This window comes from Seonamhaeicola marinus, assembly GCF_008085455.1.
In genome coordinates this window covers 655,713-682,011 of the sequence record NZ_VSDQ01000679.1, presented here as the reverse complement: position 1 = coordinate 682,011, position 26,299 = coordinate 655,713, and the positions used below count along the sequence as shown (strand labels likewise).

General features: G+C 33.5%; 25 protein-coding genes. 8 read left to right on the top strand and 17 right to left on the bottom strand.

Translation table 11 applies throughout. From position 1 onward, the window contains the following. Positions 1 to 59 precede the first annotated feature (59 nt). Positions 60 to 2,153, top strand: coding sequence for a M13 family metallopeptidase (locus tag FUA24_RS14115; protein WP_148543410.1), 2,094 nt, complete (start codon positions 60 to 62; stop codon positions 2,151 to 2,153). 73 nt (positions 2,154 to 2,226) lie between these two features. On the opposite strand, the gene FUA24_RS14110 is transcribed toward FUA24_RS14115, so the two are convergent. Further along, complete coding sequence (locus tag FUA24_RS14110) at positions 2,227 to 2,940, bottom strand: tetratricopeptide repeat protein (protein ID WP_148543408.1); 714 nt, start codon at positions 2,938 to 2,940, stop codon at positions 2,227 to 2,229. Between the two features lie 187 nt (positions 2,941 to 3,127). Here FUA24_RS14110 and FUA24_RS14105 point away from each other — a divergent pair, with 187 nt between their 5' ends. The 3 genes from FUA24_RS14105 (at position 3,128) to FUA24_RS14095 (ending at position 4,488) form a co-directional block, all read left to right on the top strand. Further along, the gene (locus FUA24_RS14105) at positions 3,128 to 3,598 is read left to right on the top strand and encodes a CBS domain-containing protein (RefSeq protein ID WP_148543406.1); all 471 of its coding nucleotides are present in this window, start codon (positions 3,128 to 3,130) and stop codon (positions 3,596 to 3,598) included. Between the two features lie 115 nt (positions 3,599 to 3,713). Then, positions 3,714 to 4,034, top strand: coding sequence for an ArsR/SmtB family transcription factor (locus FUA24_RS14100; RefSeq protein ID WP_148543405.1), 321 nt, complete (start codon positions 3,714 to 3,716; stop codon positions 4,032 to 4,034). 1 nt (position 4,035) lies between these two features. Further along, positions 4,036 to 4,488 (top strand): SRPBCC family protein, encoded by a 453-nt coding sequence (locus tag FUA24_RS14095; protein ID WP_148543402.1) that lies wholly within the window; start codon positions 4,036 to 4,038, stop codon positions 4,486 to 4,488. A gap of 129 nt (positions 4,489 to 4,617) precedes the next feature. On the opposite strand, the gene FUA24_RS14090 is transcribed toward FUA24_RS14095, so the two are convergent. The 9 genes from FUA24_RS14090 to FUA24_RS14050 form a co-directional block, all read right to left on the bottom strand. Then, on the bottom strand, positions 4,618 to 5,316 hold the full coding sequence (locus tag FUA24_RS14090; protein WP_148543400.1) for a hypothetical protein: 699 nt from the start codon (positions 5,314 to 5,316) through the stop codon (positions 4,618 to 4,620). 45 nt (positions 5,317 to 5,361) lie between these two features. Continuing rightward, on the bottom strand, positions 5,362 to 5,712 hold the full coding sequence (locus tag FUA24_RS14085) for a hypothetical protein (RefSeq protein ID WP_148543398.1): 351 nt from the start codon (positions 5,710 to 5,712) through the stop codon (positions 5,362 to 5,364). Positions 5,713 to 5,718: 6 nt separating this feature from the next. Then, positions 5,719 to 6,246, bottom strand: a complete 528-nt coding sequence (locus FUA24_RS14080) for a GNAT family N-acetyltransferase (protein WP_148543396.1) — start codon at positions 6,244 to 6,246, stop codon at positions 5,719 to 5,721. A gap of 1 nt (position 6,247) precedes the next feature. Further along, positions 6,248 to 6,772 (bottom strand): DinB family protein, encoded by a 525-nt coding sequence (locus FUA24_RS14075; protein ID WP_148543394.1) that lies wholly within the window; start codon positions 6,770 to 6,772, stop codon positions 6,248 to 6,250. A gap of 18 nt (positions 6,773 to 6,790) precedes the next feature. Next, positions 6,791 to 7,741: an aldo/keto reductase gene (locus FUA24_RS14070; RefSeq protein ID WP_148543392.1), complete on the bottom strand. Its 951-nt coding sequence runs from the start codon at positions 7,739 to 7,741 to the stop codon at positions 6,791 to 6,793. A gap of 52 nt (positions 7,742 to 7,793) precedes the next feature. After that, positions 7,794 to 8,297 (bottom strand): DinB family protein, encoded by a 504-nt coding sequence (locus tag FUA24_RS14065; RefSeq protein WP_187388285.1) that lies wholly within the window; start codon positions 8,295 to 8,297, stop codon positions 7,794 to 7,796. Positions 8,298 to 8,657: 360 nt separating this feature from the next. Beyond that, the gene (locus FUA24_RS14060; RefSeq protein ID WP_148543388.1) at positions 8,658 to 8,894 is read right to left on the bottom strand and encodes a hypothetical protein; all 237 of its coding nucleotides are present in this window, start codon (positions 8,892 to 8,894) and stop codon (positions 8,658 to 8,660) included. A gap of 803 nt (positions 8,895 to 9,697) precedes the next feature. Beyond that, positions 9,698 to 10,756, bottom strand: coding sequence for an ImmA/IrrE family metallo-endopeptidase (locus FUA24_RS14055; RefSeq protein ID WP_148543386.1), 1,059 nt, complete (start codon positions 10,754 to 10,756; stop codon positions 9,698 to 9,700). A 19-nt stretch (positions 10,757 to 10,775) separates the two neighbouring features. Further along, positions 10,776 to 11,363, bottom strand: coding sequence for a hypothetical protein (locus FUA24_RS14050; protein ID WP_148543384.1), 588 nt, complete (start codon positions 11,361 to 11,363; stop codon positions 10,776 to 10,778). 128 nt (positions 11,364 to 11,491) lie between these two features. On the opposite strand from FUA24_RS14050, the gene FUA24_RS14045 reads away from it, so the two are divergent. The 3 genes from FUA24_RS14045 (at position 11,492) to FUA24_RS14040 (ending at position 13,615) form a co-directional block, all read left to right on the top strand. Continuing rightward, positions 11,492 to 12,427 carry an IS1595 family transposase gene (locus FUA24_RS14045; RefSeq protein WP_148543382.1) on the top strand — a complete coding sequence of 312 codons (936 nt, stop codon included), beginning with the start codon at positions 11,492 to 11,494 and terminating at the stop codon, positions 12,425 to 12,427. A gap of 294 nt (positions 12,428 to 12,721) precedes the next feature. Beyond that, complete coding sequence (locus FUA24_RS26040; RefSeq protein ID WP_262713609.1) at positions 12,722 to 12,844, top strand: hypothetical protein; 123 nt, start codon at positions 12,722 to 12,724, stop codon at positions 12,842 to 12,844. 438 nt (positions 12,845 to 13,282) lie between these two features. After that, complete coding sequence (locus FUA24_RS14040; protein WP_148543380.1) at positions 13,283 to 13,615, top strand: single-stranded DNA-binding protein; 333 nt, start codon at positions 13,283 to 13,285, stop codon at positions 13,613 to 13,615. Positions 13,616 to 13,736: 121 nt separating this feature from the next. Here the strand turns inward: FUA24_RS14040 and nadB are convergent, their stop codons facing one another. The 3 genes from nadB to FUA24_RS14025 form a co-directional block, all read right to left on the bottom strand. Then, positions 13,737 to 15,296 carry an L-aspartate oxidase gene (nadB, locus tag FUA24_RS14035; RefSeq protein ID WP_148543378.1) on the bottom strand — a complete coding sequence of 520 codons (1,560 nt, stop codon included), beginning with the start codon at positions 15,294 to 15,296 and terminating at the stop codon, positions 13,737 to 13,739. Between the two features lie 4 nt (positions 15,297 to 15,300). Beyond that, a complete protein-coding gene (nadA, locus tag FUA24_RS14030; protein ID WP_148543375.1) occupies positions 15,301 to 16,227 on the bottom strand; it encodes a quinolinate synthase NadA in 927 nt (308 codons plus the stop codon). A gap of 236 nt (positions 16,228 to 16,463) precedes the next feature. After that, a complete protein-coding gene (locus tag FUA24_RS14025; RefSeq protein ID WP_148543373.1) occupies positions 16,464 to 18,257 on the bottom strand; it encodes a hypothetical protein in 1,794 nt (597 codons plus the stop codon). 271 nt (positions 18,258 to 18,528) lie between these two features. Between FUA24_RS14025 and FUA24_RS14020 the strand changes: the two genes are divergently transcribed. Next, entirely contained in the window at positions 18,529 to 21,120 is a 2,592-nt protein-coding gene (locus FUA24_RS14020; RefSeq protein ID WP_148543372.1) for a phosphoenolpyruvate carboxylase, read from the top strand. Between the two features lie 593 nt (positions 21,121 to 21,713). Here FUA24_RS14020 and FUA24_RS14015 read toward each other — a convergent pair. The 4 genes from FUA24_RS14015 to FUA24_RS14000 form a co-directional block, all read right to left on the bottom strand. Further along, complete coding sequence (locus FUA24_RS14015; RefSeq protein ID WP_148543370.1) at positions 21,714 to 22,943, bottom strand: ammonium transporter; 1,230 nt, start codon at positions 22,941 to 22,943, stop codon at positions 21,714 to 21,716. Between the two features lie 33 nt (positions 22,944 to 22,976). Further along, positions 22,977 to 23,315: a P-II family nitrogen regulator gene (locus FUA24_RS14010; protein WP_148543368.1), complete on the bottom strand. Its 339-nt coding sequence runs from the start codon at positions 23,313 to 23,315 to the stop codon at positions 22,977 to 22,979. A 186-nt stretch (positions 23,316 to 23,501) separates the two neighbouring features. After that, a complete protein-coding gene (locus FUA24_RS14005) occupies positions 23,502 to 24,788 on the bottom strand; it encodes an ammonium transporter (protein WP_148543366.1) in 1,287 nt (428 codons plus the stop codon). 82 nt (positions 24,789 to 24,870) lie between these two features. Then, the gene (locus tag FUA24_RS14000; protein ID WP_148543364.1) at positions 24,871 to 25,908 is read right to left on the bottom strand and encodes an outer membrane beta-barrel protein; all 1,038 of its coding nucleotides are present in this window, start codon (positions 25,906 to 25,908) and stop codon (positions 24,871 to 24,873) included. Between the last annotated feature and the right edge of the window lie 391 nt (positions 25,909 to 26,299).

Sequence of the window (26,299 nt, the reverse complement as noted above, 5' to 3'; positions counted from 1 at the left end):
AAACATTTCATAGCTTAATGCGTCTCATTTTTAAATTAAAACATAATTATTTCAAACAAATGAAAACCAATTCAAAAATGTTATCCCTATGGAGCCTTATGCTTCTATTGGGTTTGAGCTCTTGTAAGCAAGAAGCAAAAAAAGAAATTGTTAAGGTAGAACCTATACCTGGAATTAATATTGAGTATATGGATACCAATGTTAGACCAAATGATGATTTCTTTAGATACGTTAACGGTAAATGGCTGGATAGTACAAAAATACCTGATGATAGAACCAGCTGGGGAAGTTTTCACGAACTCATGAAAAATACAGACAATGATGCGTTGTCCATCTTAAAATCTGCAATGGCAGATGACAAAGACATAAGTAAAATAAAAGTTATTCCCGGATCTGACCAAGATAAAGCGGTTAAGCTATTTCAAAGTATTATGGATACTATAAATAGAAACGAGCAAGGCATTAATCCAATTAAACCTTATTTATCAAAAATTGAATCTATAAGTAATATTTCAGACCTACAGAACTATTTAATTGAAATGGAACCGAACGGTGGAGGTGGTTTCTTTGGTTTTGGCGTTAGTGCCCATACTAAAAACAGTGATATTAACGCTGCATATTTGGGTGTTGGTAGACTAGGGCTACCCGATAGAGATTACTATGTTAAAGATGATGAAGATTCTAAAGAAAAAAGAGCGCAGTATGTTGCTTATATTTCTAAGATGCTTAAGTTTTTAGGAGAAGAAGAGGTTGCAGCCAAAGAGGAAGCTGACCGAATTCTTGCTTTCGAAACGCGTTTGGCAGAACCAAGAATGGATAAGGTAGATAGACGAGATGCTCGCAAACGCTACAACCCAAGATCAATTTCAGATTTGCAAGGTATGGTCCCTGCCATTAACTGGGAAAATTACTTTAAAGGTATTGGTGTAAAATCTATAGACACAGTAATTGTAAGCGAAGTAAAGTACATGGATGCGCTACAGACTATTTTAACCGAAAATAATGTTGAAGATTGGAAGTCTTACTTACGTTGGAGCTTATTCAATGGAGCTTCAAGATCTTTAAGTACGGATTTAGAAACAGCAAGATGGGAGTTCTATAGTAAAACACTTAGAGGGGCAAAAAAGCAAAGACAAAGAGACGAAAATGCTTTGCAAACACTAAACGGAACTATTGGAGAAGCTTTAGGAAAACTATATGTTGATGAAAAGTTCCCACCAGAAGCAAAGGCGAAAGCAGAGAAAATGATTGCTAATGTTATAAAAGCTTTTGAAAATAGAATTAGCAAGTTAGATTGGATGAGTGAAGACACAAAAGCCAAAGCAATTGAAAAGCTCTTAGCTCTAAAGGTGAAAATTGCTTATCCTGATAAGTGGCGCGATTATTCAGACCTTGAGATTAGTGGTGTTGAGGAAGGTGGTTCGTACTATCAAAATATGCTTAATGCTAGAAAATGGAGTCATAAAAGAAATCTAGAAGACTTAGGTAATCCTGTTGACAAAAGCAGATGGTTTATGGCACCGCAAGTAGTAAATGCTTATTTTAATCCTCGTTACAATGAAATCGTATTTCCAGCTGCGATTTTACAACCGCCTTTCTACAATTGGCAAGCAGACGACGCTGTTAACTACGGAGGAATTGGAGCTGTAATAGGACATGAAATCTCTCATTGTTTTGACGATTCTGGAGCGCGATATGACAAAAATGGAAACCTTAATAATTGGTGGACAGATGAAGACTTAGAGCAATTTGAAGGTCTAGGCAATCAATTAGCTGAGCAATATAGCGCTATAGAAATTTTACCAGATACTTTCATTAATGGTAAATTTACTTTAGGTGAAAACATTGGAGACTTAGGTGGTGTTTTAGCCGGATATGATGCTTTACAATTGAGCTTTGAAGAAAACGGAAGACCAGAAAACATTGATGGTTTTACACCAGAACAACGCTTCTTCTTATCTTGGGGAACTATTTGGAGAACTAAAGCCAGAGAAGATGCTCTTAAAAATCAAATTAAAGTAGACCCACATTCACCGGGTATTACCAGAGCGGTTCAACCCCTTTTAAATGTGGATGCTTTTTATGAAGCTTTTGACATTAAAGAAAATGACAAACTCTATATAAAACCAGAAGACCGTGTGAGAATTTGGTAATCATAGAACAATAAACGAAAAAAGGGCAGCATTAAAATGCTGCCCTTTTTTCTTAAAATCTATGTTCTAAAATTTATTTCTTTTCCTTTTCCGCTTGCGCTTGTAACACTTGCTTCTGCCTTAGTAACTCATTTTTTGTAATTTGAATCATATTAAAGTTAGGCGCCTCTTTTAAGGCTGCATCTAAAATATCAACTGCAGCGTCTATATTAGTTTTCGGATCTTTTGTAAATGTATTAATGGCATTTAAATACATAAACCCTGCTTTTAAAGGTACTTCGTAAGGTTGCTGACTTTCAAAATACGCCTTCTTCATATCTTCTTTAGAATTAGCCAAACCGTAGTTAATATGCTTTTCTGCCTCGGCTGTCTCTCTTATCTGAATGTTTAGTTCTGCTAACTCATAAGCAACTACCGCATTTGGGTTTCTTTTAAACATTTCTTCAAAAAATGTAATTGCCCTTTTAGGTTCTTTTAACGCTTTTAACGCTAAGGCTTTTACCTGTATTGCAATATCAGAATCATTAGCATTTTGCTCATAACCTATAGTGTTAATTGCCTGTGTGTTCATACCCTGATCCATATAAATGTAAGCCAAAGTATCCTTTCTAGCTTGAGATGGCGCCAATACATTTAAATGTGTCATGGCATTAATTACACCTCTAATATCTCCTTGCTTTTTCATTTGCGCGTAAAACGCTTCATAGTGTTTTACTAAATCTGCATTACTCTGAGCTGCCATTGTAAAACCACTTACAAGTAACACTACAACTAATAATCTTTTCATCTGTCTTAAAATTTATGGCGCTAAAGCTATAAAAAATAAACACTTTATATCTTAAAAGAATGCTAATTCTTTTTCATTGAACTGTTTGCACTCCTTTTTTAAGCTAATTTTTAACCACTTAGACATAAAACACATTAGGAATCCTCAAAAAAAATTTTTACATTAGGTTATACTAAACTTAGAAAATATGGGAATAAAAAGTTTTCAAGGAGCCAGAAGGCAACAAGCAAATGCTGTAGACAATACACCTTTAAAGGTTAGTGACTATATGACTAGAAATTTGATTACGTTTACCCCAGATCAAACCATTGAAAGTGTTATGCAGGCTTTAATTAAGCACCGTATTTCTGGTGGACCTGTGGTGAATGAAAAACATGAGCTTATTGGTATAATTTCTGAAGGCGATTGTATTAAACAAATAAGTGAAAGCCGTTATTATAACTTACCAATGCAAGACAAAACTATTGAAAAACACATGGCTACCAATATTGAAACTATTGATGGTAATATGAATATTTTTGACGCTGCGAATAAATTCTTAAATGCAAAACGCAGACGTTTTCCAATCGTTGAAAATGGTAAGCTTGTTGGTCAAATTAGTCAGAAAGACGTTTTAAAAGCTGCTATGACCTTAAAAGGACAAAATTGGTGGAAATAAACATCATTTAAAGATTAAAAATTAAGCCGATACATCTGTATCGGTTTTTTTTATTGAAATTTATTTGCGTAACCGAATAGTTACATATATATTTGTAACCGAAAGGTTACGTATTATGAGAAGAGATGTATTTCAAGCTATAGCAGACCCAGTAAGACGAGACATTATAGACATTCTTGCTAACAATGAATTAACCGTAAATGAAGTTGCTGAAAAATTTGACATTAGTAGACCTGCTGTTTCCAAACATCTAAAAATACTAGATGAATGTGGTATTCTTTCCTTTGAAAAAAAAGGAAGAGAACGTATCTGTAAAGTCAATACCGAAACACTAGTTCCTGCCTTTCTCTGGATAGAAAAGTATAATAAAGCATGGCAAAGTAGAATTGACTCTTTCGAAAATTATATTAATAAATTAAAATCAAAAAACGAATAAAATGGAAGATTTAACCAACAGAACTTTAACTATTGAAAAAACTTTTGAAGCGCCTCTGGAACTTGTTTGGAAAGCATGGACAACTTCAGAACATATTGCCAAATGGTGGGTACCCCAAGGTGCAGAGTTAACTGTTCTAGAACATAATTTTGAAGTAGGCGGCCAATGGAAATACGCTATGCCAATGCCTGATGGTTCTCAATTTATTTCTGAAGGTACCTACAAAGAAATAGTTGAGTTTAAAAAAATAGTTACAACTGCCGACTTTAAACCTATGACTGCAAACGTTGAACTCATTGCTGAATTTGAGGGGGACGTTGAAACCACTAAATTTAAGTTCAGTGTAATTCACGAGACACCAGAATACTGCAAACAACAAGAAGAAATGGGATTCTATAATGGTTGGGGGTCTGCTTTTGATAGACTAAACACCCACCTAGAAAGTCTTGTTTAAAAGGCCAAATAGACTTTTTTTGTCAAACTGAACTGGTTTGAGGTTCTTAAAATACTGGAACTTTTAAAACGTATTAGATTCTGAAACGAGTTCAGAATGACAACTCTAGATAAGCATGGTTAATCATGCTTATCTTCTTTCTTTTCTAGCTTCAGGTAAATCTGTAATAAATAATTTTTGCTCAGAGGTACTTTCTAAAGCAGCTATTTTGGAATAACTATAACCTTCTAAAGGCTGGTTTAAAGATTTCCATTTGGCTACACCTGCAACAATAACAGTTTCTCCAACTTCTAAAATTCTTTCAGAATAACGAAGCGTTTTATTAAGCCCAAAGAGTCCTTCTGCCTTAATATTAAAATCTTCAAGCAGTTTTCTAAATTCAGGTGTTGGACTATTAAACGTCCCAGAAGAAACACTTTTATCCTTTACCAAATAACTATGATAGTTTTTAGGTGATACAGTTGGCTTTACCATTACCACTTCGCCTCTTTCTTCAATAAAGAAATCTTGAATGTCTTCTTTTACAACCAAAGTTTTCCATTTGGAGCTTTTGCCTGTACTCACTTTTTGTTCAATTTTTATTTCATACGCCACACATTTCCTTTTACTAAAAGGCACCACAAAAGGTTCATGAGTTTGCAATACTTTACCCATGATTTTGGTTGGTTCATTTGTTCTAAACTGTGATATACTTCTAAATTGAAACTTATCTAGCCTCCTTAAAATCACTTTCTTTTTACTAAAAAAATATGCTGAAAAGGCAATTATTATAAAAGCTCCAATAAACAGAAAAGGCATAATTTGCTTAAAGCTAAGTGCTAGAATCATAGTGTGTTTATTTATATGTACAACCGTTATACTTATTGTTACACATTAACCATCTCTTTTTACCAGAGCATAGTAATCTCCTTCTAAAGGCAAATACCCTTGGTCATAAACAAAATAGTATACTGTACCCACTTTAGTGGTATAAATACTGGTAAAATAATTAAAATCAAATCCTTTTTCTATAAGCTTTGCTCGAGATACTTTTGTTTTATCTTTTGGATTTAAACCTTCTAAAATTCTATAGTTTTTTCTGAGTCGGTTATTCGTATTCCTTATAAGATTCTTACTATCCTTATTAATTCTATTGTTATACGAATTACGGCAAGCATCACTGCAGAATTTTTTATCGATTCTACCTACAATTTTTGCGCCACATTCCAAACATTCCCTTTCCATAAATTTCTAATTTTTAATGACATACCATCTCAAATTCATTTGCTCCTTTTCAAAATAAAAGTCTTCAACATAAGTCAAACCTATTTTTAATAACGCCTTATGTGAGGCTTCATTTCCCTGCTCGGTAATACCATATAATTCTGGTAATTTTAAGGTATTAAACGCATAATTAACAGCTGCTTTCCCGGATTCCGTAGCATATCCTTTTCCCCAATATCTTGGAATTAACCTGTAACCTACATCATAAAATTTATCATAACCATTCATTACAAATTCAGTATTTAGCCTTAATCCAGACCAACCAATAAAATCGCCAGTAGATTTCTCAATTGCTGCCCAACGCCCTATACCACGTTCTTCATATTGATTGATTATTGACCTTAACATTTTTTCAGATGCTTCTATTGTCTTAACAGGTTTATTACCCAAATATCGATGTACTTTAGGATTAGAATCCAGTTCAAACAAACCATCTAAATCTGTTAGTCTCAATTCTCTTAGAATTAATCGTTCTGTTTCTAAATGAAAGTTCATTTTAGGTATTTAAAATTGGAATAAAAGCTTTCCACGGACCAACTTCAGAAGTATATTGTTTTGCCATAACCCGAGATATTTGTGCAATATGACTAAGATCATGAGATACCCAACATGCCAATAGTTCTTTTAGAGTCACCTCTCCTAATTCTTTATGCATCCCTTTTAGATTCAACTCCGACTCTTTGAGGTTTAACTTTTTAAGTTTTTTAATATTCTTTTTTCTTAATTCTGAAAACTGTTTAAGCAATTGTTCAATTGTTTTTCCTTTAGAAATTTCAAATTGAGCAAATCTATCAAAAGGCGCAAAAGTTTTATTTTTTGAATCACTTAAGATAACATGAGTTCTGACCAACCAATCTGTTTGTTCTCCATGAATTAAATGGCCTACAACATCAAAAGGACTCCAGGTGTTTTCACCTTCATTATTATGAACCCATTCGTAGGACAACCCCAAAAGCAATGTATTCAAAACTTCTGGTGTTCTTTCTAAAACCTCTAAAGCTTGTTTGATGTTGTATTCCATAATGCTATTCCTAAAAACCTAAGCCCAAATACTTTCTAAGGTATAAGGACTTCCTTCATACACCCAATGTTCCCCAGTTAAGAATCTGTAATTTTTATCTAGCGCTTCTATTTTCGCCATATCATCTTCTGAAAGTTCTACAGCTTGCGCTTCAAAGTTCTGAACTATTCGCCCTGGATTGACGGACTTAGGAATTACTGAAGTTCCTCTATGCAAAGCCCAACTTATTAGCACTTGTCCTGCACCAACATTTTTAGATTTAGCAATTTCTAAAATAACTGGATCTTGTAAAAGCACTGGTTCGTCATCTTTCTTAAATTTAGCAGCTCTATCTCCAGAACCTAACGGGGCATATGCTGTAACATGTATACCATACTCGTTACACAAGGCAATCATATCATTTTGTTGGAAATAGGGGTGCGCTTCTATTTGATTCATTTCAGGCTTTATTTTGGCGCTTGCTATAAGTTGTTTTAAAGCTTTAGGTCCAAAGTTTGATACACCTATATGTTTTGTTAAACCAAGTTCAACAGCCTCCTCCATGGCCTCCCAAGTTACTTCATTTGGTAATTCATCTAATGCAATAAAATCCTCTACTTTGCTAACAAATGGTACCTCTTTCTTCTGAGCTATTGGCCAGTGTATTAAGTATAAATCTAAATACTCTAATTGTAAATCGCTTAAGGTTTTATTTAACGCTTCAATTACATCTGCTTTAGCATGCATATTGCACCACACTTTAGAGGTTATCCAAAGCTCTTCTCTTGTTACAATACCTTCATTAATAACTTCTTTAAGTGCTTTACCAACCTCGCTTTCATTACCATAAGCCGCCGCACAATCTATATGCCTATAACCTGCTTTGATCGCTGTTTTTACAGCATTATATACTTCGCCCTCGGCAGACTTCCAAGTTCCCAAGCCAAAAGCAGGCATTTCATTAGTATTTCTAAACTTTAATGTTTTCATATTTTAAGGTAATTTGTTCCGTTAGATTAACCCTTTAAATGTACTATCTTTTTTACCAATTACCAGCATAATCTATGCTTGTATCTGAATTGGCTTTAAAATAAAGATAATGATATCTATTAATTTGACGCAAGTGCAAATAATCATGAGCCAGCCAGTTATTTAAAAATTCCTTTGCTGTTATTGGCCCTAGTTGTGGATGCTGGTATACATTTTCCCAATTAGCATGTTCCAAAGTTCTTAACCATGCAATAGAGGTTGTTCTTTCTTCTAAAAAACGCTCTAAAGTAGTATTGTAATCTTTTGAAGCATAGTCATGTTTTAAAACCCAACCTTCTGGATCTATTCCAGGTGCTTGTGTGTTTGGATGTTCTAAAGTATGCTTTGTTCTGTATTTAAAATCTAGAATTTCTTCGTCTAATAAATGACAAACTATTTCCAGTAAATTCCACTTATCTGGTTGTGGCCTCCAAAGATATTGTTGCTCCGTTACTCCTTCTAAAATTGCTTTGAAAACGGATTGGTTTTGTTGCAGTTTGACTATTATTTGTTTCATTTTCATCTTTAATATAATTACTCTCCTTTATAAATCTTATCAAAATAAGGTCTACAAAATTTAACAAAGCAATAAGTTAAAATTACACTTAAAAAAAACACAAAAACATCAATAATTTCAGAATTTAGATGTTCTCTTAAACTTATTAACTCTATTAATCCGATAATTATATACCCAATAAGTGAAAATATTAATACAACAAGAAAACATCTAAAAATAATAGAGAAAGCATTATCAAAAGATTCCATCATGATTTGTTGTTATGGTTTCTGCATTAAATCTAATTAAAATCTATAATTCCAACAAGGGCATCTATATACAATAAGGGACAAACCAATTTTTTAAAAAAATAACTTTTAATTATTCTTTATCCTTTTCTATTTTTTGGAAAGTATACTGTTTTCCTGTTATCGGATTTTGATGATAAAAAAAATCGTGCTTTTTAAAGTGGTTATCGAAATACGTCTTGGATTTAATAGAACTGTCTATGGTTTTCATTTGTTCAACAAAATCCTTCAATCCAGTCGAAATAGCTATTGCCATACCGTCAGATATTGCCACATATAAACGTATTATATTGGTGTTCTTAATCTTCATTAAAAATGTCATATATATTATATATGACTAAAAAGTTGATTTTACTCCGTAAATATATACAATTATTTGCTATATTTGTAAAACAAAAAACGCCAGTACTGGAGATACTGACGTTTTTGTTTGTAATCTTTTTGGTTTGTTTAGGTTAGTCGTTGATGAAACGAATCCTAATTTAACTTTCTGCTCTACATGAAATGATAAAGCCTTTCAGATTACTTTAAAACGCTAAAGAAATACTATTATTCAATCAATTAGCGTTGCTGTAAAAGATACTACCTAGAGGTAGTTACTCGAGTTGTAACCTTCATTGGTACGTATTTGTAACCATAGTGAGTTTTAACTCGAACACTTACAGTTTTAGTGGTTGTGCGAGTGACACTCATGACTAAAATTGTATTTGATAGAGATATAATACTAAAACACGTATCTCTGTCGTGTCAATCAAGGGCACTAGTGCAAATAGCGCCCTATCTTTGATTTAATGGCGTTAGTTCGGTGTTGACCTGTAATGAGGTTTTACCTTTTTACCATTTCGTTTGTGTGGGGCTACATAGACTTTTTTCTTCCCCTTGCCTGTTTTGGCCATAATGAAATATTTTTAAGTTAATACTACACTTAACACCATGCTGTAAGAACTCAGCCGAACCCCTGTTACCGCAGGGGTTTTATTTTTAATTTTATTTTTAAGGACACTATTACTAGCGCCCTTAGTTTTTCACCTACATCCTGATAATATCGAAACAAATAGAAACTAATTGGTGTTATTAAAAGTTGCTAACAATCAATCAGTTGGCAAAGTTTACCTAATATTCTCGAACTAATTTAAGAGGGCTAGGATTTAGATAATGTTTAATTACATCTGTTGGCAAACTAAATGCTTTCCCTAATTCATCGTCGGTATATCCTAGTTGCTTCTTATGTATGTCGTAAGCTTCTTTAAAAAGATTAGGTTCATCAACATAAACATCAAAACCTTCATCCTTTCTCCTACCGCCTCTACTTAACTCTATATTAAAATACTTATACCTCTCAGGTGAAATACAACCTAAGTCTTTAGCCCTTCTTATAATCGATGCCATGGAGGTTAGCCAATAATTTTTCAACTGACTAAGATCATTTAATCTCAAACCTCTCAAAGAGTTCTTGATTTCATTTTCAGGCATTAAAAACTCGTTAGCAAATTCATCCGCTTCTTTTTCCCTTGCTTTTTCATCTCTATAACTTGGTATAGGGAAATAGCAGTGTTGAAGAATATGACCATATTCATGAGCCGCAGTTCTTCTTTTTCTATCATTACTGAAATTTTTATTCAGGATAATCACAGGGGTTCCTTTGTCAGTTATAAATGAAACCCCGTCAAATTTTTCGTGTTCATTTATTTCTATTATAACGATTCCCTTACTCTCCAATAAACCAAAAATATCAGCCACTGGCTCATCATTACCGAGACTTAATACCTTGCGTGCATTTTTCGCTATATCTTTAGGGGTAAATCCCTTTTCGATATCTAAAGGAATATGTTTAAATTCAGGCCAATCTACTGAATCCGAGAATTGGTCTACAATATACCCTAAAATACGATTGCCAAACTCTATTTTAGTTTTATCTTTTTTGGATAAAGTAGCTCTTTTTCTGTAATGAGCATTTTCTGCAATATTGGATATTCTTTTGTTTAACCAACTTACAGGAAAATCCAAATATTCCACTATTCGAATGACCAAGTCATCAGACAAAGATGAAAAGCCTTTCTCATACTTTGAAAGGTTAGGTTGGGATAGGCCCGAAACTCTTTTAGCTAGCTCAGATTGGGATAAACCTCTGTATTCACGAGCAAAAGTAATTTGTTTGTGATTGAAGTCCATTAGTATTTAGTTGTTTTTATTATTTTGTTTTTCTCTTATTTTGTTCAATGTTTTGTTTTAGTTTAGGCAATGCTTTTATGACGGGCTTTCTTGTCATAGTAATAACTTTTCTTTCCACTATCATATCCTCTGTTAATGTCCATTTTACCTGATCTTCGTCAACATAAACAAGTTTAGGGTCAAGTATATCTCCGAACTTACCTTTTTTATATCCAAAAAATACTATTGGGTCAATCGACAATGTTTGATTGTCAAATAAAGAAGTTTGTAATTGATTATAAATTGCCATTGAATGAGAAGTCCTTATATTCATTGGCATATCTTTACTATTCAATTTCTTAAACAAAACCGTATAGCCAGACAGGTTTAATATAAATCTCTTATATTTTCCGAATTTCCAATTTCTGGGAAAAGTTTCTTGAATAGACTGTATCATTTTGGAGTTTAACAAATTTGCTTCAAAAGCCCTAGCTCTAGATTGAGGGGGTGTCTGAACAATCTCCTTTTGAAACATTGTAACTGCATTCTTAAAGGCGGTAAATAGTTTTGGTAGCTCATTGGCTAAATCAATTCTACACTCTTTGTCTGTTACTATTTTTCTTTTCATTTTTATATGCTTTAATGAATTGCTCTCTGCAAATATATAATATTTAATTAATATTGTATATAATTTTTACAAAATATTGTATTTTATTCTAAAAAACATTATATTTGTCCCAACAAACACCTAATATTATGGATTTCAAATCACTACCACAGCTTTTAGATTACTTCAAGGAAGAGTCAACTTGTATAGAGTACTACGAGCAAATCCGTTGGAACGGAAAGCCCGTTTGTCCTCATTGTGGTTGTGAGAGAACATATAAAACCAATAGAGGTTATAAGTGTGCGAATAATGAATGCCATAAAAAGTTCACCGTTAAAGTAGGTACAATATTCCACAATTCGAAAATACCTTTAAGGATATGGTTCGCAGCTATCTTTTTGGCTACTACACATAAAAAAGGAATTAGTTCGGTTCAACTAGCTTTAGATTTAGGTATTACACAGAAAACCGCTTGGTTCGTTTTACACCGTATCAGAGAAATGCTAAAAGACAAAGCGCCGCAAATGTTAGGAGAAAAGAATATGGTAGAAGTAGACGAAGCTTATATTGGAGGAAAGGAAAGAAATAAACACATAAGTAAAAGACGTTCTATAAACGATAAAAACCTTACTAATGAGGGTAAACCATTTACCCCAAAGAAAACTGTTGTAGGGATTATTGAGCGTAATGGTAATGTTGTTTTAAAGCATGTTCCTAATGCAGAATTACGCTATATGGGAGCATTTATAGCTAAACACGTTCCACATGGTTCTACTATCTATTCAGATGAAGCACCTGTATATAACCACTTAAAGAGATATTATACTCATGATAGCGTTAAACATGCTCTTAATATCTATGTTGAGGGGTCAGTTCACACAAATACTATTGAGAACTTTTGGAGTGTTCTAAAGCGTGGGTTATATGGTATTTACCACCAAGTAAGTGAAAAGCATTTAGAGCGTTATTTAGATGAATATAGCGCACGTTTTAATACGCGTTCTTTGACAAGTCAACAACGTTTTGAAAAGTTTTTGGTGGATAGTGAAAGTGTGTTGAGTTATAAAAAGTTAACTTTGAATTAAAAAAGGTGATTTAATAATCACCTTTTCCAGTTTAAATCAATTCGTGAGACTGCTAATCACGTTGATGAAACAAGAAACAATTATTGAAATCCATTCCTTTACAAAATGTCTTTTACGACGTCCAATATTTGTTTCTTTTACAGCCCACACAAACAGTCTTTTTTTCTCTTTTTTTGAGAAATTTGGGCTTCCCAGCACCTTTAGTATTTCATCTAAAGGCTCGTGACTACTCTTAGCCACGATTCTTGTTTAAATTAAACATATTGCAAAATTAAAAAACTTTATCTTTACAGCATGAGTGAAGAAAAAAAGAAACCCAAAGAAAGGGCAAAACAATACGAAGAAAAGCTAAAGATAAACACGTCTTTGGATGACGTTTTGAAGGCTTCTGTTCCTGAGCCTAAAGAAAAGGAATAGCATCGTTTTTGGACGTATTCCAAGAGTAAGCCCTAAGTGGTAACTATTGGATGGTGCGACATGTTATTTGACAGGATTACCTTTGATTTGATTTATTCGGCAAGAGTTAAACTAGAATTGCTGGATTAGTGGCAATTCAACGTTTGGTCAAAGGTCTGAACACTTCTCAAAAAAAGCGAAATCAACGCTTTATTAAATTATCATTGTTTCTTGTCCCATTTTGTATATAGATGCCCCAACAAGAAAACAATAGTCATTTACAAACGACTACAAACATTTACAAACGAATTTAAACAAGTAATAACCGATTAAAATTTGATATCTGTTTCATCTTTGCAGTGTCGATATGCTGAATCTATTTCAGTATTCAAGATATCGATAGTATCAATTGTTTAACGAGATCCTGAATTTAACTCAGGATAAAAATTTAAAATTATTATGAACGCACTTAGAAACAAAGTACAGTTGATTGGAAGATTAGGTCAAGATCCAGAAATCATTAATTTCTCCGATGGTAACAAAATGGCAAAATTCACAATTGCTACAGATGATAGTTACAAAGACAAAAATGGTAACAAAGTAGAGCGTGCTTATTGGCACAACGTTGTTGTAAAAGGAGGCTTGGTAAATGTGGTTGAAAACTATGTAAGCAAGGGAAAAGAAATTGCTATTGAAGGTAAACTAACCAACAGAACTTATGAAACTAAAGAAGGAGAAAAACGCTATATCACCGAAATACTTTGTAACGAATTATTAATGTTAAGTAAATAACCCTTTTTTGCCCCAAAACATATAAAGAGGTTTCCTTAAAAAATGGTTATTGTGTCCATCTGAATTTATTCAAAAGTCTTGAAAACATTTAGAATGACTACTCTAACTTATAGGAGCCTCTTTATTTTTTCGCATTATCTTTATTAAAATAACCGCCTTTATTTTCCTTTCTTTCTAAAGACTGGCCTATGATAAGGTGAGCAACATTTATCATATTTCGAAGCTCACAAAGTGAAGCCGTAATTTTAGATTCTCTATAAAGGTCTTCAACCTCTTTATAAATTAAATCTAAATGTTGTATTGCTCGTTTTAAACGCTTATTACTGCGCACTATACCAACATAATTACGCATTAAAGCCTGTAGACTTTTCAAACTATGTCTTATAAGAATGTGCTCTTCAGGTATGGTTGTACCGTCATCATTCCATTCTGGGATGTCAACATCTAATTCCTTATAATCGTTTTCAACGTGGTATTTGTAAATGTTATGAGCATATACCAATGCTTCTAACAACGAATTTGATGCCAGTCGGTTGGCTCCATGTAAACCTGTTTTAGAACATTCGCCGCAAGCAAATAGGTTTTCTAGGGTAGTTTTTCCATGTTTATCTACCTCGATACCGCCGCATAAATAATGTGATGCTGGAACTACAGGAATCCAATCTTTTTCTACATCTATATGAAGTGATAAGCATTTATTATAAATAGTTGGGAAATGTGCTTTGAACCCATCTATATCCAAATGCGTACAATCTAAAAACACATGGCTATCTCCTGCTTTTTTCATTTCTGCATCAATACTTTGAGATACAATATCTCTAGATGCTAGTTCTGCTCTATCATCATAATCTAGCATAAAGCGTTTACCTTTTCTATTTCTAAGGTAAGCCCCAAAGCCTCTAACCGCTTCGGAAATTAAAAATGCAGATTCTCCTTTTCTTTGGTAAAGAGCGGTTGGATGGAATTGTACAAACTCCATGTCCTTAATTCTTGCTTTTGCTCTATAGGCCATTGCAATGCCATCTCCTGTAGCAATAATAGGATTAGTAGTATGACCGTAAACTACTCCAATACCTCCAGAAGCTAACAACGTAGCATTTGCCTTTATGGTAAAAATGTCTCCTGTTCTTTCGTTAAGAACATAAGCACCATAACATAGCAAATTATCTTTATTACCACTTTTAACGTGGTGATTGGTTACTAAATCTATAGCAAAATGATGCGCTAATAGGGTAATATTTGGAAGCTGATGAACACGTTTTATGAGTGTACGTTCAATTTCAGCCCCAGTTAAATCTTTATGGTGAACAATTCTGTATTCCGAATGCCCTCCTTCTTTACCCAAGTCTAGGTTTCCATCTCCATCTTCATCAAAATTAGCACCCCATTCAATGAGCTCTTGCAAACGCTGAGGCCCTTCCTTAACTACCATTTTAACAACGGCTTCGTCACAAAGTCCGTCTCCCGCAATTAAGGTATCTTCAATATGTTTTTTAAACGAGTCCTCTTCTTTGTTTAAAACTACAGCCATACCTCCTTGGGCATACTTGGTATTGGACTCGTCTTCGCTATCTTTAGTAATTATTACTACTTTACGGTCTGGAAAGGTTTCGGCTATTTTAACTGCAAAAGTTAATCCCGCAACTCCAGATCCTATAACTAAATAATTGGTTTCTAACATATGCTTATTTAGACAGTTCTAGCATACGCTCTATAGGTAATAATGCACGAGATCTTAAAGGTTCTGGAACATCTATAGCTGGAGATTCATTAAGTAAACAGTCATACAGTTTTTGCATGGTATTCATTTTCATAAAATGACACTCACTACACGCACAGGTATTATCTTCTACTGCTGGAGCAGGAATTAATTCTGTATTAGGCATCTCAAGTTGCATTTTGTGCAAAATACCTGCTTCTGTGGCAACAATAAACTTTTCTTCTTGATGTTCTTTTACATAATTAATCATCCCTGAAGTGGAGCCAATATAAGTTGCGGTATTCAAAATATGCTCTTCTGATTCTGGATGTGCAATGATTTTATATTCTGGGTGTTTCTTATGTAATTCTATAAGCTTGTCCATAGAAAATGCCTCATGAACCACACAACTACCATCCCAAAGTAGCATATCTCTACCTGTTTCCTTAATGATATATCGTCCTAAATTCTTATCTGGCGCAAAAATTATTGGTGTATCTTTAGGTATAGAATTAACAATTTTTAAAGCGTTTGAAGAGGTACAAACAATATCACTTAAAGCTTTAATTTCTGCAGAACAATTCACATAAGTAATAACAACATGATCAGGATGCCTTTCTGTGAATTCTTTAAAAGCTTCGGGCGGACAAGAATCTGCTAGTGAACAACCCGCATTCAAGTCTGGCAACACTACAGTCTTAGTTGGATTTAAGATTTTTGCGGTTTCCGCCATAAAGTGCACACCAGCAAATACAATGATATCTGCATCAGTTTCTGCAGCTTTTTGAGACAAGCCCAAACTATCACCAACATAATCTGCAATATCTTGTATAGCACCTTCCTGATAGTAATGCGCTAAAATTACCGCGTTCTTTTCCTCCCTTAATCGGTTTATCTCTTTTACTAAATCCATTTCTTTGAATAAATAGGTATTGTTAAAATCTAAATTCGCTCGAAGTTAACCTGAAATTGAGCTACAAATATCCTAATTAAAATGTTTACTGAATTATGTTTCAGTTAAAAAATAACATTCAATTAAATACGTACAATCTTTTTAAGAAATCTTTAAATATTTGTTAAGCAAACACTTAAATAATTATTAAAATCTAAACGTTAAATTATGTAAACCACCTCTTTTTTTGAGTAACCCTAGGGTTTAATTTTACTTTGTAACTGTTTAAGCAAAGATTCACTTTTCTCTAATTCACTAATTGCAGTGTGTTTTACATCTTCAAACACATGTTTTACTTTATCAAACATGTTCTTGTAATAGCTTACCCCAGACTTTAAATTATTGGTAAAGGTTAGCATATAGGCTTCCTCTTTTTTGGTCATGGTTTCTTTTACGTCTTCCAATTTCTTCATGATAAAGTCCATGTAAATATTTAATTCTTTAATGAACATGTTTGGTCTATCTGACCTTGTTACCATATTGTCACGTCCGTAAATATGGTCCGTCATATTCTTTAAACTCATTATTTTAGAATAATAAGCCATATTAGGCCCAGGACAAATAGAAACACCTTTACCTTCTACCTTTGTATCTAAGTTATTTATTAATAAAGCCGAAGTTCCCAAGCCTACACAAGTGCAGGATTTCGTAGTAATTTTATCGAACGCTTCTTGATATTCTTTTTCTGGTAGGTTTTTGGCATCAAGTGCTTTTATCTTTAAATATTGATATTCTCTTGATGCTGTGCACATACCCTTATCACTGAACTCCTTATTGAGCGCCACGAACTTTTTAGGACATGAGCTACCCGGTCTTCCTTTTAAAATATAGCGCTCTTTTTCAATATCTTTCGTGTTATCTTTTAAGTTATTGAAAGGAACGCCAAGGGGAGAGATATCACTTAAATACAAATCATTTTCCTTAGCTTCAGCAAGTTTTTGTAAAGTGTTATCGTCTACAGATGTTACCTCTGGAACCAATAAAAACGGGCTTCCCCAACCAACTGAATCTAAATTATACTCACTCATTAAAAACTCATGCTCTTCGTTAGTTCCTACGCCTCCTTGCGCAGAAATTAACGTTTTCAACTTACAGTCTGGAATTGTTTTACCCGCACTTTCTAGAGCTTTATTTAATAATTCTTGAATAGCATCTGTCAGCTCTTCTCTTTTCTCCTTGAATTCTTCTAACACGGGGCCAATTAAGTAACCATCCGTAGCAAAAGCATGCCCGCCACAATTAAGACCAGACTCAATTCTGTATTCTGAAACCCACAAACCTTTTTTAGCTAAAAATTTACCTTGAATTAATGCTGATCTATAATCACTTACTTTTAGTATAATTTTCTTTTTTATCTCACCTTTTCGGTTGGGAAAGAAATCGTCAAACTGGGAAATATAGGCATACAGCCTAGGGTTTAATCCAGCCGAAAGAATTACAGAAGAACTTAATTTACTATTTGCAAAACCTCTTAAAGCTGCATGAGCATCATTATATTCCGAAGGCAATTTTTCTTTTTTATAATAATTCTCCTTGTCTACCTTGGTCATAATGTTAACGTCAATACTTCCCTTATTGAAATTTCCGGTTATCCATTGCTTGATTTCATTAACATCAACCCCATTTTCAACTAATTTTGAAAACTCCTTTTTTAGCGTAGCTCCACTAGGCAGCATATCTAAACTAGTCTTTATGTCTTCAATTTTATCTATTGAAAAATTTTTGATAGACTCGAATTTTTCGTCAACCAAATCACTCATTAAGTTTAAGTAAGACGTTATTCGTTTGGCTCTAAAGTCTTTTACTTTATCCGTTATTTCGTCATATTGAATTTCAAACTTTTCGCAATACACTTTTCTTAACTTTTCTAATAAAATATCATCTACTAGAGATATTACAGAATCTATACCCAAATGAGCCACTTTTAACGGTGTATCTAAGGTAAACCCAATACCCATTACAGGGATATGAAAAGAATGTGATTGTCTCATACACAAGAATTTTTTACAGATTTTAATTATAAAAAAAGCGAAGATAAATTTAGTGCCTCTTAGAGAATATGACATTTATCATAACCCTTAGATCGCCGATTTTACGAACACCACCTAAAACACTTGTAAAAATTAAAAAGATATTTGGTGTTTCTTTAATTTTTCTCAATTACATTAAGGTAATGTATAGAAATCGATAAAACTTTAAAAGGCATACTAGGCTTTAGTATTCCTTTATTATTTTTACCACTAATTTATACAAGAGCGAAGAATGTCTATTGAACCGAAATTAACTAGATTTAACCAGAGCGTAATGTCCAAATATCAAATATACAATAGTATATTTATGACATTACCCTTTGATGCTGTTACCAAAACAGGAGTTTTACTACCTCTTTTTCATGAGACTTGTGAAAAAGGGTTTGCAAATGGAGATGACCCAACAACTATTGTTAATACATTCTTTGAAAAATACCAAGCAAGGAGAAACAAAGAAAGTCAAATAAATCTGCTTTTTAGATTTATTCAATATATAGAAAGACAAGTTGTATTATTTGATGCTATTGAAGATGCTGCATTCCCTATTGTTAATAACATGGATGGTGTAGGTACTTTAAGAAACCTAAAAGGTAATGCTAGATCTGAAGGAAAACTTGAAGAACTAAAGCAATTTTTAGAAGAATTTAAAGTTCGTATAGTGTTAACAGCTCATCCTACGCAGTTTTACCCTGGTTCGGTTTTAGGAATTATAACTAACCTTACAAAGGCCATTAAGAAAAATGACCTTAATGAGATTAACAATCTATTTGGCCAGTTAGGTAAAACACCTTTCTTTAAACATAAGAAACCAACGCCTTACCAAGAGGCTAAGAGTTTAATTTGGTATCTTGAAAACGTATTCTACAAAACGTTTGGAGATATCTATAATTACATCCAAACAAATATTTATGATGACGGTAAGAAGCATAACGATATTATAAATATTGGATTCTGGCCAGGTGGAGACCGTGATGGAAATCCGTTTGTAAAACCAGAAACAACCCTTAAAGTTGCTAAAAAACTTAAAAAGGCAATTCTTAAAAAGTACTATCAAGATTTAAGAGACTTAAGAAAGAAATTAACGTTTAGAGGTGTTGAAGAGCGTATTATTCGTCTTGAAACTATCATGTACGATTACAGCATTAATCTTAAATCTAAAAAAGCCATTAGTTCTAAAGAACTTAGGCAAGAGCTTTTAGACATAAGAGATGTTGTTGTTAACGAACACCAATCTTTGTATGTTACAGAGATTAATAACCTTATTAACAGAGTACATTTATTTGATTACAGGTTTGCCTCTTTAGATATAAGACAAGATAGTAGAATACACCATAGTGTGTTTACAACTGTAATAGATAGTTTAATTGCTAAAGGAAATTCATCTTTCCCAGATAATTATCATGATTTGTCTGAAGCTGAGCAAATAGACATTCTTTCTAAAGCAACAGATGATGTTGGAGATCTAGATGCTTTTGAAGATGAAATGGTTAGAAACACACTTAAAACAATTGCCATTATAAAAGATATACAAAAAGCAAACGGAGAGCGTGGTGCTAATAGATACATTATTAGTAACAACCAGACAGCGCTTAACGTAATGCAATTGTTTGGTATGTTAAAAATGGTTGCTTTTAAAGATAATTTAACGGTTGACGTTGCTCCTTTATTTGAGACTATTCCAGATTTAGAAAATGCTCCCGGAGTAATGGAACAATTATACCTAAACCCAGAGTATAGAGCACACTTAAAAGCTAGAGGTAACAAACAACATATCATGTTAGGTTTCTCAGATGGAACTAAAGATGGTGGTTACCTTATGGCAAACTGGGGTATTTACAAAGCAAAAGAATTGTTAACCGCCATGTCCAGAAAATACGATATTACAGTAATATTCTTTGACGGACGTGGAGGACCACCAGCACGTGGAGGTGGAAAAACACACAACTTCTATTCCTCATTAGGTCCTACTATTGAGGATAAAGAAGTACAAATTACTATTCAAGGACAAACCGTTAGTTCTAACTTCGGAACAAACCATTCTTCTCAATACAACCTAGAACAATTAATTAGTTCTGGTATTAAGAACAGAATTGATGGTGACAAAAACCGATTGTCTGATGAGGATAGAGCTGTAATGAATGATCTAGCTGAAACTAGCTATCAAACATATAAAGACTTTAAAAGCCACAGATCCTTCATACCTTATTTAGAACGCATGAGTACCTTAAAATACTATGCTAAAACAAATATTGGTAGTAGACCATCAAAACGTGGTAAATCTGATAAATTAGTATTCTCAGACTTAAGAGCCATTCCTTTTGTTGGTTCTTGGAGTCAGTTAAAACAAAATGTACCAGGATTTTACGGTGTAGGAACAGCTCTTAAAATGTACGAGGACAGAGGAGAATGGGATAAAGTTGTTAATCTTTATAACAACTCTAAGTTCTTTAAAACCCTGTTAGAGAACAGTATGATGTCTTTAACAAAGTCGTTCTTCGATCTTACCAAATACATGGCAAAAGATGAAGAGTTTGGCGAATTCTGGCAGATTATTTTCGACGAGTATAAAGTTACACAAAGACTACTTCTTAAATTAACAGGTTATGAAGAGTTAATGGAAAATGAGCCTGCGGGCAAAGCTTCTATTCAGGTAAGAGAATCTATTGTATTACCATTATTGACTATTCAGCAATATGCCCTTAAAAAGGTACAAGATTTTGATAAAGCTGGTGTAGCCAAAGACGACCCTGAAAGACTAATCTTTGAAAAAATTGTAACACGTTCTTTATTTGGTAATATTAACGCTAGTAGAAACTCGGCGTAAATTACTGATATAACGATTCAATTCATACAAATTAAAGCCTTCCATACGGAAGGCTTTTTTGTTTATTTTACACATCGAAATAGCTAAAATTTCCCTAAACAAATCAAATATTGTAGCCCTTTACAAAGCACCTGTAGAACATAAATAAGATAGATAGTATATGAATAAGCATAAGTTAACCAAAGTTCGATGTATCAAAATATGATCATCAAAACTTTACTTGGAATAATCAAATTAAGATTGTCATTCCAAACGCTTCTGAAATCAGAATGTATTTTGATTGAAAGTACATTACATATCAATTGAAGAGGAACCTCATTCTAATTAGATATCTCGTCGCTCATGCTTCGCTCTGTCGATATGACCAAGCATCGTTTTTCATTAGTATTGCGATGGTTTGTTAGCTAGAATTTAAATCAAGTTACTTCCATATAGTTTAAACCACTTTTATAAGTTTACAACATCGATATTTAACCAAACTTATTTCCATAACTTCTTTCTTGACAGGGAAATATATATAAAAAAAGGAGCGTCTTAATTAAAAGACGCTCCTTTTCCTTAAAAATATAGTATACTCTAAATAAAAATCTTATTTAGTGTTCATTCATTCTAAAATCTGCATAAGCACTCATTCCATGCTCATGACCATCTAAACCTTCTAACTCTTCTTTTTCAGAAACTCTAATTCCAACTGTTTTCTTCAATATAAAGAATATTAAGAAAGATGACGGGATACAAATAGCAGCATAACAACCAACACCTATTAATTGTGTTAAAAACGAGTGCTCTTCATTTGTTGAAAATATACCCACAGCTAAAGTTCCCCAAATACCACAAATTAAGTGTACCGCAATTGCCCCAACAGGATCATCAAGTTTTAGAGCATCGATAAACCCTACTGCAAAAACAATTAAGCCCCCTGCAATTGCTCCTATTATAATAGCGCTTTCTGGAGTTACAACATCTGCACTAGCAGTAATACCCACTAAACCTCCTAAAATACCATTTAAGAACATGGTTAAGTCTAAGTTCTTATAGCTTAAGAACGATACAAAAGCAGAAACAACACCACCTGCAGCAGCAGCTAAACATGTAGTTACAAGAACTAAAGATGTTAATTCAGGATCAGCTGATAAAACAGACCCACCATTGAATCCAAACCAACCTAACCATAAGATTAATACACCAGCAGTAGCTAAAGGTATATTGTGCCCTGGTATTGCTTGAGGTCTTCCATCTTTAAATTTACCAATTCTAGGTCCTAGTAACCAAACAGCAACTAAAGCAGCCCAACCACCTACAGAATGTACAAGGGTAGAACCAGCAAAATCATAAAAGCCCATTTGATCTAAGAAACCTTCTCCCCATTTCCAAGAACCTGCAATAGGATAAATAAGTCCAACGTAAATTACAGTAAAAATCATAAATGGACCAATTTTAATACGTTCAGCAACAGCTCCAGATACGATAGTAGCAGCAGTAGCAGCAAACATACCTTGGAATAAGAAATCCGTCCACCAAGTATAACCTCCATCAGCATATTCTGGCGTCATTCCATTTTCAGGCGGCGCTATACCGAAACCAGCAAAATCAAAAATTCCAGCAGAACCTTCTTCAAAACCTGGATACATTAAGTTAAACCCGGCTATGTAATACAATAATAGACCTACTGTTATTATAAAGATGTTTTTAAATAAAATATTAATAGTATTCTTTTGTCTTGTTAATCCAATTTCTAAAAATGCAAATCCTGTATGCATAAAGAAAACAAGCGCTGTACAGATCATCATCCATACATTATTTGCAGTAAAAATTCCTTCCATAATTCTTCTTTAAAAGTTTTTAATATTTATATTTTATTTTAAGGTATCACCACCTTTTTCACCTGTTCTAATTCTGTAAACCTCAGATACGTCTGATACAAAGATTTTACCATCTCCGACCTCTCCAGTAGCTGCAGAATCTAAAATGGCCTTAATTGTAACTTCTTCAAAATCGTCATTGACAACAATTGATAGGTATCTTCTTTGGATATCACTAGTACTATAGGATACTCCTCTGTAAACATGCCCTGTTTTCTCATTCCCTAATCCGGTAACATCCCAATAAGAAAAGAAATTTACACCAACAGCATGCAGCGCTTCCTTAACGGCACTGTATTTAGACTTTCTGATAATTGCTTCAATTTTTTTCATAGTCTATTAGTATTTAATATGGTTAAGCTCCAAAAATAAAAAATTCTATAAGTCACTAAGAATTACACAGGATTAATAAAATAATATTATTGATTTAACAATAAAACAAATAAAAAGAGCGCTTTTTTATTAAAAAAGCGCTCTTTTTTATTAAACTAAATAATATATAAATTCCTATTTATTCTATTATTCTTCAATTTCTCTTTGTCTCTTACCTGGGTAAGCTAAAGCACCATGCTCAGATAAATCAAGACCTTCAATCTCAACCTTTTCAGAAACTCTTAATCCAACAGTTTTCTTTAAGATAGTTAAGAAAATGAAAGATGTAACAACAGCCCAAATAGCGTAAGCTAAAGTACCTATTAATTGAGCTAAGAACTGATTAGCTCCACCACCGTTTAATAGACCAATACCAGTATCTCCATCAATACCCCAAAGACCAATAACTAAAGTACCCCAAGCACCAGCTACAGCGTGTACAGAGAAAGCACCAACAGCATCATCAATTTTAAGCTTTTGCTCTACAAATTCCATAGAGAATACTACAATTAAACCTCCTATAAATCCGGCAATAATAGCACCACCTTCACTCATGTTACCACAACCAGCAGTAATACTTACTAAACCAGCTAAAGCACCATTAAGTGTCATATCTAAGTTAGGCTTTTTGTATTTAATCCAAGAAAGGAATAATGCACCAACAGCACCTGCAGCAGCAGCTAAGTTAGTTACTAAAACTACCATAGAAGCACCTGTAGCATCATCACCACCCCAAGCTAATTGAGAACCACCGTTAAAACCAAACCATCCGAACCATAAGATGAAAACACCTAATGCAGCTAATAATTTGTTATGACCTGGAATACTTACAGCTTTTCCTTCAGCAGTATATTTCCCTAATCTAGGACCTACTAATGCAGCAGCAACAATTGCAGCCCATCCACCAACAGCGTGTACAACAGAAGAACCAGCAAAATCGATGAACTCAGCAGGCATGATACCTTCAGTATCATTTAACCATCCTCCGTTCCATTCCCATCCACCAGCAATTGGGTAGATAATAGCAGTTAAAACTACTGAAAATATGATGTAAGTAGAATATTTTGTTCTACCAGCAATAGCACCTGATACGATTGTAGCAGCAGTAGCACAGAAAACAGTTTGGAAGAATAAATCTGCTGGACCTTGGTTAAACATAAAACCACTCCATCCAATCCATCCACTAGCAGACTCTCCATACATTAAAGAATAACCAATGAACCAGAATACTAAAGATCCTACTGCAATATCTAAAACGTTTTTCATTGCTATGTTAACAACGTTCTTAGAACGTGTCATTCCAGATTCCACTAATGTGAATCCTGCTTGCATTAAGAATACTAAGATACCTGAAATAAGCATCCAAAGCATTCCCATGTCGCCTTCAACTGCGGCGGTATCTTGAACAAAAAGGGGCAAACTAAATAAAGACATAATTATAGTTTTTTATGGTTAGTAATTTGTTTTAAAAAACTTAGGCATTCTTAACTAAGAATGCCTAAGCAAATATTTTATATTAGAAAGAGTAGATTGCGGCTAAAGTGAATGCAGCTAAACTGTCAGTTGGCAGACCATCGCTATCAATTACAGTTGCACCACCAGGAGTTCCATCCCAGAACATACCTCCATCAGCATTAGATAAAGCATCTAACCTAACCTCTGGCTTAATAATTAAGTTTCCAGTAGTATAGCTTCCTGTTAATGTAGTAGCAAATACAGATGGTAAATCATCTCCATCTCCGTGTAAAGCGTAGTACTCACCTCTTAATCCGATAGAGAAGCTATCTGAAGTTGCAATTTGTGGGTATAATGCAGCTCCGTAGAAACCTGCACCATCATTATCGTTATATGCAGCATTGATACCTAAGTAAAAAGAATCAGATAAATCAAAACCACCAGTATAATCAACTTCAAAACCTAAACCACCGTTGTTTCCACTATCATAGTAAAGGTTTAAGTATTGTCCGTATACTCCTAATTGAGCACCTAAAGCATACTCACCGCTCATAGACACATCGTTAGTATCCCATGGGTTAGTAACTGCTAACATTAAGCTTACATCATCAGATAAAGCAAAATCAGCTTTTAAACCCATATGAGAGAAAGGACCACTAGAGAATAAATAAGAACAGCTATAGTTAAAGTTTCCTGCTGGAGCAATAACTTCATATCCTAAGAATGTGTTCCATCTACCAAAAGTTAATGTAGTACTTTCAGATACATTCCAGTAAACATATGCTTGATTTACGATACCATCTACTATATCTGTATTAAAAGTTGCACCAGCACCTCTTGGTCCAGTTACTAAATCTAATACAACTCCAGCTTTTTCTCCTTCGTAACTAGCTATTATGTTAGCCATACCTAAAGCAAAACCAGACTTACCAGCAAATGCAGTACCAAAAGTAGCGCCTTGATTGTCAGGTGCAGTTAAATATGTTTGGTAATAAGCATCAACACTACCAGAAATAGTAAGTGGCGATTTTTTTTCCTCTTCCTGAGCAAATAATACTGTTGCTACAAATAGAAATGTAAGAGTAAATAATTTTTTCATAATTGTTTTCTTTTAAGATTAATTTATTAGTTAATTTTCCTTAAGAATGGCTCAAAACTATGTCAAAAAGATTTAACCCCCATAAAAAAAGGGGGTAAATCATTAATTTTTACATATAATTTAATTTTACCCCTATTTTTTTAGAGGTATTAGCAAAATAAATTGATTTTTTAAAAAATTTACAACTCCAGAAATTGAATTATCATCAGTATTTAACATTAATTAGTATTGTTATTTTTAAGAATATCATCTTTTATTAGCATTAATTCACATATCCTCATTTATCCTTAAATTTTAGCAATTGAATATTTATTAAAAATCAAAAGGAATATTGATATATAATTATTTTTATCTCCACTTATCTCTTAAAATCGAAATAATGAATTACACC

Bases quoted from the DNA above. Each gene is read 5' to 3' on its own strand.
- FUA24_RS14115 (WP_148543410.1), top strand. From the start codon at position 60: ATGAAAACCAATTCAAAAATGTTATCCCTATGGAGCCTTATGCTTCTA.
- FUA24_RS14110 (WP_148543408.1), bottom strand. From the start codon at position 2,940: ATGAAAAGATTATTAGTTGTAGTGTTACTTGTAAGTGGTTTTACAATG.
- FUA24_RS14105 (WP_148543406.1), top strand. From the start codon at position 3,128: ATGGGAATAAAAAGTTTTCAAGGAGCCAGAAGGCAACAAGCAAATGCT.
- FUA24_RS14100 (WP_148543405.1), top strand. From the start codon at position 3,714: ATGAGAAGAGATGTATTTCAAGCTATAGCAGACCCAGTAAGACGAGAC.
- FUA24_RS14095 (WP_148543402.1), top strand. From the start codon at position 4,036: ATGGAAGATTTAACCAACAGAACTTTAACTATTGAAAAAACTTTTGAA.
- FUA24_RS14090 (WP_148543400.1), bottom strand. From the start codon at position 5,316: ATGATTCTAGCACTTAGCTTTAAGCAAATTATGCCTTTTCTGTTTATT.
- FUA24_RS14085 (WP_148543398.1), bottom strand. From the start codon at position 5,712: ATGGAAAGGGAATGTTTGGAATGTGGCGCAAAAATTGTAGGTAGAATC.
- FUA24_RS14080 (WP_148543396.1), bottom strand. From the start codon at position 6,246: ATGAACTTTCATTTAGAAACAGAACGATTAATTCTAAGAGAATTGAGA.
- FUA24_RS14075 (WP_148543394.1), bottom strand. From the start codon at position 6,772: ATGGAATACAACATCAAACAAGCTTTAGAGGTTTTAGAAAGAACACCA.
- FUA24_RS14070 (WP_148543392.1), bottom strand. From the start codon at position 7,741: ATGAAAACATTAAAGTTTAGAAATACTAATGAAATGCCTGCTTTTGGC.
- FUA24_RS14065 (WP_187388285.1), bottom strand. From the start codon at position 8,297: ATGAAACAAATAATAGTCAAACTGCAACAAAACCAATCCGTTTTCAAA.
- FUA24_RS14060 (WP_148543388.1), bottom strand. From the start codon at position 8,894: ATGAAGATTAAGAACACCAATATAATACGTTTATATGTGGCAATATCT.
- FUA24_RS14055 (WP_148543386.1), bottom strand. From the start codon at position 10,756: ATGGACTTCAATCACAAACAAATTACTTTTGCTCGTGAATACAGAGGT.
- FUA24_RS14050 (WP_148543384.1), bottom strand. From the start codon at position 11,363: ATGAAAAGAAAAATAGTAACAGACAAAGAGTGTAGAATTGATTTAGCC.
- FUA24_RS14045 (WP_148543382.1), top strand. From the start codon at position 11,492: ATGGATTTCAAATCACTACCACAGCTTTTAGATTACTTCAAGGAAGAG.
- FUA24_RS26040 (WP_262713609.1), top strand. From the start codon at position 12,722: ATGAGTGAAGAAAAAAAGAAACCCAAAGAAAGGGCAAAACAATACGAA.
- FUA24_RS14040 (WP_148543380.1), top strand. From the start codon at position 13,283: ATGAACGCACTTAGAAACAAAGTACAGTTGATTGGAAGATTAGGTCAA.
- nadB (WP_148543378.1), bottom strand. From the start codon at position 15,296: ATGTTAGAAACCAATTATTTAGTTATAGGATCTGGAGTTGCGGGATTA.
- nadA (WP_148543375.1), bottom strand. From the start codon at position 16,227: ATGGATTTAGTAAAAGAGATAAACCGATTAAGGGAGGAAAAGAACGCG.
- FUA24_RS14025 (WP_148543373.1), bottom strand. From the start codon at position 18,257: ATGAGACAATCACATTCTTTTCATATCCCTGTAATGGGTATTGGGTTT.
- FUA24_RS14020 (WP_148543372.1), top strand. From the start codon at position 18,529: ATGTCTATTGAACCGAAATTAACTAGATTTAACCAGAGCGTAATGTCC.
- FUA24_RS14015 (WP_148543370.1), bottom strand. From the start codon at position 22,943: ATGGAAGGAATTTTTACTGCAAATAATGTATGGATGATGATCTGTACA.
- FUA24_RS14010 (WP_148543368.1), bottom strand. From the start codon at position 23,315: ATGAAAAAAATTGAAGCAATTATCAGAAAGTCTAAATACAGTGCCGTT.
- FUA24_RS14005 (WP_148543366.1), bottom strand. From the start codon at position 24,788: ATGTCTTTATTTAGTTTGCCCCTTTTTGTTCAAGATACCGCCGCAGTT.
- FUA24_RS14000 (WP_148543364.1), bottom strand. From the start codon at position 25,908: ATGAAAAAATTATTTACTCTTACATTTCTATTTGTAGCAACAGTATTA.